This window comes from Flavobacterium sp. 83 (assembly GCF_000744835.1).
In the GTDB taxonomy this organism is placed as follows: Bacteria; Bacteroidota; Bacteroidia; order Flavobacteriales; family Flavobacteriaceae; genus Flavobacterium.
The window spans coordinates 297,890-311,240 of sequence record NZ_JQMS01000001.1; the positions used below are offsets into that span (position 1 = coordinate 297,890).

Consider the following 13,351-nt stretch of genomic DNA (forward strand, 5'->3'; position numbering starts at 1 on the left):
GTTTTCGTTTTTATACTATTATTCTTCATTTTTTTCTTTCCATTTTATCAAAAGATTATCTTCATCACTGGGTGTTACAAAAAAGTAATTGCGATACGGCACCAGAACACTTTTAGTCATTGGGTTGGAAATAACTCTTGAAAAACGAATGGTTGGAAAAATTAATATTAATAAGACATAGGGAAAATAGAGCGCCTTTGGTATAAATTTAATTAAATAAATAAAAACAAAAGCAACTCCAAAATAAAAATAGTACGAAAACCGATCCGCAATATCCTTGGAGTCTGAGAAAAAAATATTGATTATTATGAAAATAAAAAACGAGTTGATAAATAACCTCATTTTATAATTAGTAAAATCAATCTTCTCATAATTAACAAATAGTAATAAAAGGTAAATTGCATACAGTATCCCTACTATACTAATAGAACTTTGCGCTTCTACAGTTGTTGAATTTAAATACAATTTTTGTGCAAAGATCAATTCGGGAAAATAGTTACTCAACCTTTCCAATATGGTCGTGACAAATGAAAAATGAGTAATCATTGTGATCAAATGCAACAACAAAAGTCCCAATATAAACAGTCGGCTAAATTTTATTTTAAAAACGAAATACAAGGGGATAAAAATCAATGCACTAACATGAAACAAAGACCCCAAAACATTTAAAAGAAAGAATTTTAAAAAACTGTTGTTAATATATTTAATGCTCAACAGAAAAATGTAAAAGGCGATGGATTGCCTTAAAATATCAAATTCCCGAAACATTGTAAAAGAAATGAATGTCGCTAAAAATAAAAATTTATACGTTATCGTTTCTTCTTTCCAGGTAACGTAAAACAATACAGTATAACAAAATACAGAAACTAATACGGTTAGAGCTTGCAAACTACTGCTGGTCTCTGGGTCAAAAACCATATTGATCAGAGAAATTAAAATCTTAAAACCATATTCAATCCCTTTTTCAGCTTGAAAATTAGCGGCATTTCCTGCCATAACATCCCAAAATGGTTCAATACCTCTGATTATATTGTTGTAATTATACCAATCATTAGCCATTTTATACCGAAAACCGATAAAAAAAACCAGTACGAACCAAAAGATAAAAAAAAGCAATTTTTCAATTTTTTCAAAAGACTCAATCTTAATTAGATTGAATAATGAAATAATAAAAAGGAAGCTGAAAAATAAAATATATGGAATCATTTAATGGCTTGCTAAAAGTTGAGCATATAGATTTACAAGTAATTTGCTGTTTCTGGAAACGGCTAAATTATCATTATTTAAAGTAGGTGTATCGATTGGTTTAGGGTTCGTAAGAAATTGCAGCAGGCAATTTTCCAATCCTGTTTCATCATTCAAATCATAAACATACCCCTCGCCTCCATCTTTAATATATTCAGAAAGTGCTCCAACATTAGACACAATTACAGGAGTTTTAAAAGCTGCGGCAGTCATTAACACACCGCTTTGGGTCGCATCTCTATAGGGACAAATTAATACATCGGCTTGCTCAAATAAAGATTTAATTTCACTTTCTTCAATAAATCTATTGATGGTAATCAGCGAAGGCGAACCTATTAATTGTTCTGGCAACTGATAGGAATAATTGCCTTTACCAGCTATGACCAGCTTTATATCTGGGAAGTTTTGAACCACTTTGCCAAAAGCACTCAGCAACTCATCAATCCCTTTGTAAGGCGATAGTCTACCAAAAAACAAAAGCACTTTTTCATTTGGCAACTTATTGATCTCAGGTATCTTTTTTGTTCCTAGTGCTGCATACGAATGGTACGGAACCAGTCTTAAATCGGCAACGGGTACCTCAGGATGAAATACTTTTTCAAAAAGCAATTTGCTATAATCCGAAAAAGTAGCGAAAGCAGCAATCTTACTAAAAAGAATTTTGCGCATAATCACATAGCCCGAATTTTGTTCCCCTGAATGCGCAACCGGATCATGAACGTTCAAAACAATCTTTCTGTTTTTTAATAGTAATGCAAAAGCTAACATTCTCCCAGATATATCGTCAAAATGAACAATCTGTGGTTTTAGACGCTTTTGGAGCTTGAGAAGTGCAAAAGTAATCCGTATGATATTCATTCCAATTTTTGGAGGAAAAAACACAAAATGAACCGATTGACATCCTTCAAAATAATGTTCAAACAATTTTACATTTTCAATTTTGTCTTTTATCGCATCAAATGAATAAATTCCCTCGAGAGCAAAACCTTCTTTTAATTTAAAAATGGTATGATTGGGTGCATGCAAGCTAACACAAACCATTACATGTAAATTGACATGCTGTTTTAAATCATTTATTTGTTCAGCGGAATAATCCAGTAAAGGAGGCGAACAGCAATATAAGATATTCATAAAGGTTGATATTAAACTTAAAAACTATTTTCGGGCTGTTTTTAGCAGAGCCTCAAATAAAAACTTTCAAACAGTACATTTTAGAACAGTCAAATCTAAATTTGAGCTGGACCCTTCTCCAGCAAGCACTACTTATTTATTAGATTCCTGGTAGAGATGGTACTCATATTGGTTTAATTTCAGACAAGATAGCCAGTAAGAAACCCGCTCGTGATTGCTTCTGACCTTAAAAAGAACAATTCTTGTCCATGCCGTTAAAAGAAACAGAAAAAAAGAAACGGGTATCCATTTTTTTTTACCGGTCTTCTCAAAGTAGATGTATTTACTTTTTATAATACGGCGCATTGTATTTTCTTTAATCGTTTCCGAAGCACCTTCGAGATGTATAATTTTGGCCTCTGGAACGGATGCTACAGCATATCCTTGTTTTTTAATTCTAAGTGTTAACTCGGTTTCCTCAAAATACATAAAAAAATCCGGATCAAATAAACCAACTTCATCCAGAACTTTTTTTCGAATCATCATATCAGCACCCGTTATATATCCATTTAAAATCAAATTTTGATCAGAATGGTTGAAAATGCTATTTTTGCCATAGCGAATCTTTGAAATAGCACCACCCAAAAGAACATCTGCATCTGTGGAAAGCCCTGGCATTAACTGACAAAACGAGTCGGTAGGTTGCTGATTCGCATCATATAAATTAGCTCCACAAACCCCTACAGCAGTGTTTTTATCCAAATAATCACACAAAATCGCAATAGCATTATTTAGTAAAATAGTATCTGAATTCAAAAGAAAAATGTAATCCCCTTTTGCTTTTTGTATTCCTAAATTATTGGCACGTCCGAATCCTATATTCGCACCACTTTGAATAAAACTGATTTCTGGGAATGTATTTCTGATCAGTGTTTCTGAACCATCATGGGAATCATTATCCACGACGAGTATTTCAAAAACGATATCAGCCGTTTTTTCATAAATGGAATGAATGCAATCGACCAGTAAATCTTTTGTATTGTAATTTACTATTATTATAGAAACGGTAATTTTCATTTAATACTGTTTAATTTGAAAGTATGATTTAACAAAATCTATCTTTCCTTTTACCACTCATACCATCGATAAAACCATAAAACAAAGCCATTGTTTTAGCCATTTTGTTATTTTCAGACAAGAGTACTTTTACAAATCTGAAAATAAAATACTCTTTAACAATTTCTTTCTTCAGGTCTTTTCCTATTTGTTGGGGATACTCTTTCCACAACAAGATATGATTACACAAAATAGAATAGGTTCTAAAAGCGGAATAGCCTAAAGTTGTAAAACCAAAAATTGATTTTTGATGATTGCCATAGATCTGATGCAAAACACATTGGGTGTCCACTACGGTTTTATATCCCTTTGTATTGGCTCTAAAACAAATTTCATTATCTACACAGTCTATTTTATAATCTTCTCTAAAACCGCCTATTTCTTTTACTATCGTAACATCGTATACAGAACCTGAGGTAATACACCAACTGGTGTGCAAAAAATCATCTTGACGAACAAATTTACTATTTGGATTCACACCGTAAATGGCATTGCTATTTCCTAAATTTAATTGAATCCTGTTTTTATATAATTTAAAACCACCAACTTCAAATAGACTGTCCTGATCCATGGTAAGCAAATGAGTATATTGATTGGCAATACACCAAGCAATGGCCTGATTCAACGGATAAGCAATACATTCATTTTTTCCTGTAGAAAGCTGTTGTATCTTCTCTTCATATCCTGGCAAATCGATAAGCAATGGAGCGCCATCACTATTTGGGGTATTGTCCCAAAGAATCAATGCATCCACTTCTGTAATATATCGGAGGATATTTTTTTTTAAATCACTTAAATCGGGGTAATAAACAACTACTATTGCTGCTAATTTCATGACGGCGGGTATTCTTTTTTATATTAAAAAACTCAGGATAAAATGAAGTAAATGAATTACAATAAAAAAATAATCGATTTCTTAAATAACCCGTTGGGTGTAATTAGGTTTTGATGATAATTTTTCCTCAGTTCGAGTGATTTTCGATAGAAAATCGTATCGAGAACAAGCAAAATCTCATTAAAAACGATTCTCGATACATTTTTTGTTCCGTTTTACTATACAAAAAACACTCGAATTGACGTTTTTAATAATTGCACCCAACGGGTTTAAATACTATTTTTTTAGAACTAATTTGATTGATTATTTTGCAAACTATTTTATGATTTTAAATAGAATTGGCTTTTTTAATTATTCAATTTCCCTTACAATTCGAGCAGGATTCCCTGCAGCTACGCTATTTCGCGGAATCGATTTTGTTACTACAGCATTTGCACCAATTATAGAATTTTCTCCAATAGTGACACCCGGTAGGACTACTACTCCTTCCCCTAACCAAACATTGTCTTCAATAATAACCGGTCCTTTACTAAACAATTTTCTCATCGCTGGCGGCAAAAACAAAGCATCTTTTGTTATTTCACCGTGAAAGTGATCACTTATATAAACTTTACTTGCCATCAATACATTATTACCAATGGTAATCTTGTTTATTGCTCCTATATGGCAATCATGCTGTATAGAGACGTTATTTCCTATTGTGATTTCAGGAGTGAATTTATCTCCTAAAACCTCCTCAAAAGCATGTATATGCAATCGATTTTGACAAGAAAACCCATCGCCTATCGCAATATGCTTACCACCGTGTAAATAAAGAGGATACGAAATTAAAAAACCTTCTCCCACTGCCTTAAATTCCCGTAAAAACCACATTGAATATAACTGATTATATAGTGAGGACAACTTTACAGATAATTTCCGAGAAAAAATATAAGAGAAAAAATATAGCATTCGTGCTATTATTTTTTTTATGGATTGTTTCATTTTACTGATTTTTTAAACCACAATATTAGCATCACATAAAAATAGGGCTCATACCAATACTTTTTTAAAATTATATTGAAAACTCCTTTTGTATCGAAGCTATAATTTGATTTATTGGCTACTGTTAGAGTAATAAGCCACGGATAAACAAAATGCCATAACAAACGAAATTTTTCTAATTCATAGTTAAACATCGCTAATTTTTCCTGCTTGACTATAAATAAATAGTTATTAATAAAAGTATCGAATATATTATACCCTCCTTTTTTATTTGGAGTAACAACTTCAAATAAATCATCAAAATAGATAACGGATTTTTTGCCGTTTTTTACAATTTTATAACTCCAGTCCACTTGCGTAAATTGCAAGACTGCATAACGTTCTTTATCCTTTATTTTTAAGAAATCATCTCGCCAAACCCCAAAATTTGCAATTGCGGTACTGTAATAACTTACTTCCTTAAAATAAGATTCGACACTGTCAAATGTTTTTTGGCAGTCGCAATTGAGAAACATATTGCTATAAAAAAATAGATTTACATTGCTATCCATTTGTTTTTCGATTCTATCAAGCAGCTTCCCTAATGCGTTTGGCTTAAAAGAAAGAGTGTCATTAAACAACTTAATATAGCGGCCAGTTGCATAGCCCAACACCAGAGCAAAATTACGATCTTTAACATTCTCTGCATTGCAATAGTAGCGTACTAAAGGATATTTGGCCACAATTTCCTGAGTATGGTCTGTGGAACTATTGTCTGATACAATAACCTCTATTCGGTTGGAATCAAACTCTGGATTAGAAAAAAGCGTTTTTAAAGTATCATCTAAAACAGTACAGCGATTATAGGTTGGAATACAAATCGATAAAAGTATTTTACTCATTATGCCACTGTCTTTTTTTGTTTTTAAATATAAAATAGGTCCAAACAAATCCTATAAAAGTCAGCATCATATAGCCGGATGTCATACCTATCACTCCAAAATGTTTTCCCAAAAAGATTGTAGAAAAGGTACATAGTATTCCAATAACCAAACTTTGCACGAGCATAGGCTCTTTTTTGTGACAACGAAGATAGGTAGCCCAAGCTGCAATAACATGGTTTAACAGTATAGGAATCATCATAAATAACATTGGTAAATAAGGTAAAAATCGATCACCGAATTTTTTACCTCCAATTTTTATTTCAAAATACCGCAAAATGAAAATCAATATAAAAAAAACCGCAAGTGCCAAAACATTTAATGCAGTTGATTGCACTAAAGTTCTATTAAAGAGGCTATCTAACTGAGTGTACTCTTTTTTGGCAATAAATCCTGAAAATACAGGAACTTTAGTACTAACCCAGCTCAATGTGAACATTAAGATTGCGTTCAAGATCGCCAAAGTCATTCCCATTTGTCCTGCTACAACCGGGCCTTCTGTTGCAAAAAGGACGGGATTAAATAACTGAAAAATAAAATAGCCACTAATCCAGCTTAAAGCTATTTTCCATTGGAAGGGAAAAATTTCTATTCTATAATTAACATGCCACTTATCTAATTTGTTCCATATAAAAATCAGTAATTTTCTTTTTTCACTAATTAAAATCCATAAAGGAATAATGGAAAAGGAAAGTGTTGCTGCCAAAGGGCTTGAAAATAATTTCAAACCTAAAGAAAAGAAAATCAGCACAAAAGTAAGCTGTGCCATTTGCTGTGTCATTCTGATTTTTGCGACTTCTTTAACTCTGCCTAAACCCTCTAAAAAGGCTAATATTGGTGATACCATTAAGGATAAAGAAGTGGTGATAGACAAAATAACCCATGGTATTTGCCAATCTACCAAATCATCGTTTGTTCCATACTTATTAAAAAATAAATACCCTGCGATTAATAGCCCAAAAACTAATAACACTCCAATAAAACAAAACCATTTAATACTGAAACGCAATAAGGAAGCTAATCTTGAACTTGATTCAATAGGTCCTGTAAAACTACTTTTATCATTCCAAACTAAGCTCGCTGTTTCATGAGCCACAAATTGCGTAATAATATTAGACAACCCTAATTCGAAAAAAACCTGTATTGCCAATATACTTCCAAAAGTATAATAATACCCTTGTTCTACTTTAGTTAAACATTGAGCAACAAATAACAAAGTTACAATCCCACCACCTGCTTGAATAACTCTTGCTATTACGGTATAGGCTATTGCTCCATCGATCCCTATTTTATTTGAAATACTTTTTATTAAATCTATCACATTATGAATTTAGATATTCTCTAATCACATCCGCAATATAATCGTAATGTGACTCATTCAATCCAGGCCATACACCCAACCAAAAAGACTGGTTCATAATAATATCTGTATTGGTCAAATCTCCAACTACTCTGTGTTCTATATTTGCATAAGCTGGTTGACGTAACAAGTTACCACCAAACAATAAACGGGTACCAATTTTTTTCTCTTCTAGATGTTGTACCAACATATGACGGTCAGCCGCGTCTCCTTCACGTAAGGTAAGCAAAAAACCAAACCAAGAAGGATCTGAATTAGGAGTAGGTTCTGGAAGTATAAATACCTCTTCAAACTCCTTCATGCGTTTGTATAAAGCGGCATAATTTTCTCTACGTCTTTGTACAAACCCATCTATTTTTTTAATTTGAGAAACCCCAAAAGCTGCCTGCATATCGGTTACTTTAAGATTGAATCCAATATGAGAATACGTATATTTATGATCGTACCCATAAGGTAATGTTCCTAATTGTTGTCCAAAACGACAGCCACAAGTATTGTCTTTTCCAGGTTCACAATAGCAGTCTCTTCCCCAATCTCTAAAACTTTCTGCTAACTTTGATAATATAGGATTGTTTATTAGTACTGCTCCACCCTCACCCATAGTAATATGGTGTGCCGGATAAAAAGAAAAAGTGGATATATCTCCAAAAGTTCCTGTTTTTTGCCCTTTGTAAGTAGCACCAAGAGAATCACAATCATCCTCTACTACCCAAAGATTGTATTTTTTTGCTACACGCATTACTTCCTCTAAATCAAAAGGATTCCCCAATGAATGGGCAATCATTATTGCTTTTGTTTTAGTAGTCACAGCTGCTTCCAACATATCTGCCTTAACATTGTGAGTTGCAATATCAACATCGATAAAAACAGGAATAGCTCCAAATTGAATAATCGGATTTATTGTGGTAGGAAAACCTGCCGCAACAGTTATCACTTCATCACCCGGCTTGATAGCACGCTCTCCTAATTTTGGAGAAGTCAAAGCATAAAATGCCACTAAATTGGCAGAAGATCCCGAATTAACCAATAAGGCTCTATGAGCACCAAAATATTGAGCAAAATCTTCTTCAAATTTATTAGCAAAACGTCCCGCTGTTAACCAACCATCTAAGGCAGCATCAACACCCATTAATATATCTTCTTCGTCTAGTACTTTACCCGTTACTGGTATGTAGTTTTCTCCAGGAATGATAACTTGCGTTGATTTCTTTTTTGCAATTTCTCTCAAACTATTTAGTAGAGCAGTGTCTGTTAAATTTTGTAACATATATTTTTTATTAATTGAATTAATTTTTAAGTTGCTTCCATTGCTATTGGCTTTGCAAAAGGTTCCATTTCAGTAATGGGTCGGCCAAAAGCTATTTTGGGATAGGTATTTGTATGCGGGTCTATCATCACCTGCAATAACTGAGGTTTTTTTGTATTTTCATCGTTCCACAACCACTCCACTGCATTTGTAATTTCATCAGGATTTTCAATAGTTTTCGCATCAATTCCATATGCAATGGCAACTTTAGCAAAATCGGGTGCATCATAGCCCCAATACGTAGATTGGTAACGGGATTCAAAATAACTATCTTGAAATTGTCTTATCATTCCCAAGGTTCTGTTATTTAAAACTACAATCTTAACAGGAAGTTTATTGCGAACTATTGTTTGCAATTCCTGAATGTTAATTTGCATGCAACCATCCCCAATTATCACCACGACTGGTTCTTTATCTAATGCAATACAAGCTCCAATCCCTGCTGGCAAAGAAAATCCCATGGCTCCCATCCCACCTGAAGTTAAAAAATGTTGATTTTTATTCAACTCTAAAGATTGGGCAGCCCACATTTGATGACTACCCACATCAGCCAAATACGCTTTTGCAGTTGATGATTGACTGGAAAGGGAATGCATAAAAATATTTGGATTAATTCCTGTCGGAGTGAGCTCTTTTGTATCGGGCCAAGTTTGTTTTAAATCAATAATGTGATTCATCCAAACTTCAGGAAAATCAAAAGAAAATTTTGCTGTAGCTTTTTCAAAATCAATAAAAAAAGAATTTAAATCTGCTATTATTGCCTCACATCCTTTTACACGGTTGTTAATTTCCGCTTTTTCACAATCAACATGATAAATTTTTCTGTTTTCTATAAATTGAGTATCCGCACCTGTTTGTCTGATATCTAATCTACTACCTAAAACAATCAATAAATCACATTCTCCAAAAGCGATATTAGCCCATCTGTTGCCATAACTACCAATAAAACCAACACGTTGTGAATCATTAAAAGCAATCGTATCCAAACCCAGAAGTGTCGTAATAACAGGTATTTGCGTTTGCTCGACAAAATGGTCAAATTGTTGTTGACACTGCCCCGCTTTAATCCCTCGACCAGCCAAGACTAATGGTCTTTTGGCTAGTTTTATATCTTGTATTAATTTTTCTAAAACAATGGAATCAATTTCTGAATGAACTATTATTTCAGACTTAAAAAATTCAGGCTCTATTTGAATGCGTTGAACATCCATAGGTATATCAATAAGTACCGGACCAGGCCTTCCTTCTAAAGCAATTGCAAAAGCTTTTTCAAAAATGGCTGGTATTTCATTAGGATCACTAATATGGAAACAAGCTTTGGTTATTGGCATTGCCATGGAAACAATATCAGTTTCTTGAAATCCCAATTGTCGTATTCCTCGATCCCCTTTTAGCTCATGTCTATTTACTTGTCCTGTAATAAAAATTGCTGGTGTGGAATCAAAATAACAACTCCCAATACCTGTCAATAAATTAGTGGCACCCGGACCGGATGTGGCTAATGCTATTCCGGGTAAACCCGTTACTCTTGCATATCCTTCTGCAGCAAAAGCAGCTGCTTGTTCATGATGCATCGTAATAATATTAATATCTGTCTTTTGATTCAACGAATCGAGTATGTGTGTTATCATACCTCCGGATAACTCAAAAACACTTTGAATTCCCTTTTTTTTCAAAAATTCAGCTATAAAATCAGATACTTTCATTGGAATTTTATTTTTTTAAATAGTAGTTTAAAGTTTGCTTTAAAGCAATACTATAATCTGTAAATTCAATTTCACCTATTTGTGCAGTTATCTTCGCTATGTCTCCTTCTATATGCATGGATTGATTCGCACGATACTCCAATACTCCAAAATTCAAAATATAATCTGGATTAATGTAGTTTTTTATATCTTCTATCAGTGCCTTTATTGTTCGAATTTCATTAGATGAAATATTATAAATGCCGGATTGAACCGATGCCATAATTATTTTATAAATTATCATTGCAAAGTCTTTAACATAGAGATAGGCATATTTTTGATTCCCTGCAGTAAAATCTTTTTGTCCATCAATTTTCATCGATTGAATCAAAGAGGGAATAAGCCAGTTCTCATTTTCTTTTTCCCCGAATAATGAGAATAGTCGCAACCAAATCCACTCTATTTGATTTATTTCACAATAGCTCTTTACGAGTTCCAGGCAAGCTAACTTAACACTTGCATAAGCATTTAGAGCTTCCGCAGCATAACTTTCGGTAACTTTCCCATTAATTTCACCGTATTCGGCCTGCGATCCTAAAAAGATAAATTTACTAATACCAACCTCTTTTCCTATATCTAAGAGCGTCACTAAAAACGGAATGTTTTTAGTTTGTTCAATCCAATTATTTCTTTCATTAGACTCAACACCAATCCAAGCGGCATGAATAATACTATCAAAAGAACATGCTAATAATTGATTTTTAAACAATCCTTTGTCATCTATATCTACCCAATGAATTTTATCTTTAAATTCTTGACATCTCCAAATATCTGAATCTTTACGTTTTAATCCAATTACCTGGATATTATTAGCAATAAGATTTTCAGCTATATGCGATCCTAAAAAACCTGTTATGCCCGTAATTAATACTTTATGCATTTAGATACGTATTTATTTGTGTTTCCGTAAAATGATTAATTTGATTTTTATTATTGGCGAATTCCCTGTACCAATCCATCGTTATACTTACGGCTTTTTCAGCATTCATTTTTGGTTGCCATTTCAATTCAGAAATCGCTTTGCTAATATCTAATTTTAATAAACCTGCTTCATGCGGTTGGTTTTCTTCTTTTTCAACTCTATACTCCCCATTACCCCAGCTCATAATCGCTAATTGCAGCATTTCCTCAACAGAAAGTGCATCAGAAAGATGTGGTCCAAAATTATAGGCTTGACTATATTGAACAGGTTCAGCAGCTAAATTTGCACCCAAAAGCAAATACCCAACAACAGGCTCTAATACATGTTGCCAAGGTCTAACTGAATTTGGGTTTCGTATTACCACGGGATTTTCGGCAGCTAATGCTTTCGCAATGTCCGGAATCAAACGGTCTTTTGACCAGTCACCTCCACCAATTACGTTCCCCGCTCTCGCAACCGCTATCGCTTTTTGATGTGTATCGTATATTTTTGCATTAAAAAAAGAATTCCTATAGGAATCAATCACCAATTCGGCACAAGCTTTACTGGCGCTATATGGATCATATCCACCTAATCTATCATTTTCTCTATACGGATATATCCATTCGTTATTATGGTAGACTTTATCTGTAGTAATCAAAACCACGGCGCACGGTTTTTCTAGTAAACGAACCCCATCTAATACATTAGCTGTACCAATTACATTCACTTCAAAAGTTTCGGCAGGTATTTCATAAGACAACCGCACCAAAGGCTGAGCGGCTAAATGAAAAACAAAATCAGGCTGAAAAGCAACAATCTCGTCCTCTAACCTTTTTTTATCTCTTAAATCTGCAATAATTGAAGTAGCAATTGCATCTCCATCAATCAAGTAAAACAAATCATCATTGGTTTTCGGTGCTAAAGCATATCCTTTAACATCTGCACCCAATAAGGACAAAGTCTTTAACATCCAAGCGCCTTTAAAACCAGTATGACCAGTTAAAAAGACCTTTTTCCCTTTATATATTTCCCGTAGTTTCTCTATCATATTACCAAGTTTTCCATGGCGCTGTATTTGACTCCCAACTTTCTTCTAACTCTACCTTATCCCTAAGAGTGTCCATGGGTTTCCAATACCCATTATGCAAATACGCTCCCATTTTACCATCAGCTGCTAAACGCTCCATGGGTGCTTTTTCAAAAATGGTACTATCCCCTTCTATATAATCAAAAACTTCAGGTTGACAAACAAAAAAACCTCCATTGATCCAGGCACCATCACCTTTGGGTTTTTCTAGAAAAGAGTCTACTTGATTATCAACTCCTAAATTCAAAGCACCAAATCGGCCTGAAGGCTGAACTGAAGTTACTGTGCAAAGGTTTCCGTTTTTTTTATGTGTTGCCACCAGCTCACTAATATTTACATTTGAAACGCCATCTCCATAAGTTAATAAAAAAGGTTCATTACCAATGTGTTTTTGAATCCTTTTGATACGTCCCCCTGTCATTGAATTCACTCCGGTGTCTACCAAAGTAATAGTCCAGGGCTCGGCTTCCGATTCATGCACTTTAATGGAATTATTTTTTAAATCGATAGTTACATCGGATTTGTGCATAAAGTAATTAGCAAAATATTCTTTAATTACATAGCCTTTGTATCCTAAACAGACAACAAAATCATTATATCCATAAGAGGAATATATTTTCATAATATGCCAAAGGATTGGCATTCCACCTATTTCAACCATCGGTTTTGGTCTTAAAACTGTTTCTTCTGAAAGTCTTGTTCCTAAACCACCTGCTAATATAACTACCTTCATTTTTAT

12 protein-coding genes are annotated in these 13,351 nt (G+C 33.7%); all 12 read right to left on the minus strand.

Features of this window, described 5'->3' with window-relative positions:
• Positions 1-18 precede the first annotated feature (18 nt).
• The gene (locus T410_RS01370; protein WP_035668003.1) at positions 19-1,206 is read right to left on the minus strand and encodes an EpsG family protein; all 1,188 of its coding nucleotides are present in this window, start codon (positions 1,204-1,206) and stop codon (positions 19-21) included.
• Positions 1,207-2,376 carry a glycosyltransferase family 4 protein gene (locus T410_RS16390; RefSeq protein WP_051929326.1) on the minus strand — a complete coding sequence of 390 codons (1,170 nt, stop codon included), beginning with the start codon at positions 2,374-2,376 and terminating at the stop codon, positions 1,207-1,209. It abuts the gene before it with no gap.
• A 132-nt stretch (positions 2,377-2,508) separates the two neighbouring features.
• Positions 2,509-3,432, minus strand: coding sequence for a glycosyltransferase family 2 protein (locus tag T410_RS01380; RefSeq protein ID WP_035668005.1), 924 nt, complete (start codon positions 3,430-3,432; stop codon positions 2,509-2,511).
• A 28-nt stretch (positions 3,433-3,460) separates the two neighbouring features.
• Positions 3,461-4,306, minus strand: a complete 846-nt coding sequence (locus T410_RS01385; protein WP_035668007.1) for a hypothetical protein — start codon at positions 4,304-4,306, stop codon at positions 3,461-3,463.
• A 351-nt stretch (positions 4,307-4,657) separates the two neighbouring features.
• Positions 4,658-5,290: a DapH/DapD/GlmU-related protein gene (locus T410_RS01390; protein WP_051929327.1), complete on the minus strand. Its 633-nt coding sequence runs from the start codon at positions 5,288-5,290 to the stop codon at positions 4,658-4,660.
• A complete protein-coding gene (locus T410_RS01395; RefSeq protein ID WP_152556920.1) occupies positions 5,287-6,171 on the minus strand; it encodes a glycosyltransferase family 2 protein in 885 nt (294 codons plus the stop codon). The genes T410_RS01390 and T410_RS01395 overlap by 4 nt, the downstream gene beginning before the upstream one ends.
• Entirely contained in the window at positions 6,164-7,531 is a 1,368-nt protein-coding gene (locus T410_RS01400) for a lipopolysaccharide biosynthesis protein (RefSeq protein WP_051929328.1), read from the minus strand. Before T410_RS01400 ends, T410_RS01395 begins: the two co-directional genes overlap by 8 nt.
• Position 7,532: 1 nt before the next feature.
• Positions 7,533-8,837, minus strand: a complete 1,305-nt coding sequence (gene rfbH / locus T410_RS01405) for a lipopolysaccharide biosynthesis protein RfbH (RefSeq protein WP_035668011.1) — start codon at positions 8,835-8,837, stop codon at positions 7,533-7,535.
• A 26-nt stretch (positions 8,838-8,863) separates the two neighbouring features.
• Positions 8,864-10,582 carry a thiamine pyrophosphate-binding protein gene (locus T410_RS01410; RefSeq protein WP_035668013.1) on the minus strand — a complete coding sequence of 573 codons (1,719 nt, stop codon included), beginning with the start codon at positions 10,580-10,582 and terminating at the stop codon, positions 8,864-8,866.
• A 7-nt stretch (positions 10,583-10,589) separates the two neighbouring features.
• The gene (locus T410_RS01415; RefSeq protein WP_035668015.1) at positions 10,590-11,501 is read right to left on the minus strand and encodes an NAD(P)-dependent oxidoreductase; all 912 of its coding nucleotides are present in this window, start codon (positions 11,499-11,501) and stop codon (positions 10,590-10,592) included.
• Positions 11,494-12,573 (minus strand): CDP-glucose 4,6-dehydratase, encoded by a 1,080-nt coding sequence (gene rfbG, locus T410_RS01420; protein ID WP_035668017.1) that lies wholly within the window; start codon positions 12,571-12,573, stop codon positions 11,494-11,496. The genes T410_RS01415 and rfbG overlap by 8 nt, the downstream gene beginning before the upstream one ends.
• Position 12,574: 1 nt before the next feature.
• A complete protein-coding gene (gene rfbF / locus T410_RS01425) occupies positions 12,575-13,345 on the minus strand; it encodes a glucose-1-phosphate cytidylyltransferase (RefSeq protein ID WP_035668019.1) in 771 nt (256 codons plus the stop codon).
• Positions 13,346-13,351 lie beyond the last annotated feature (6 nt).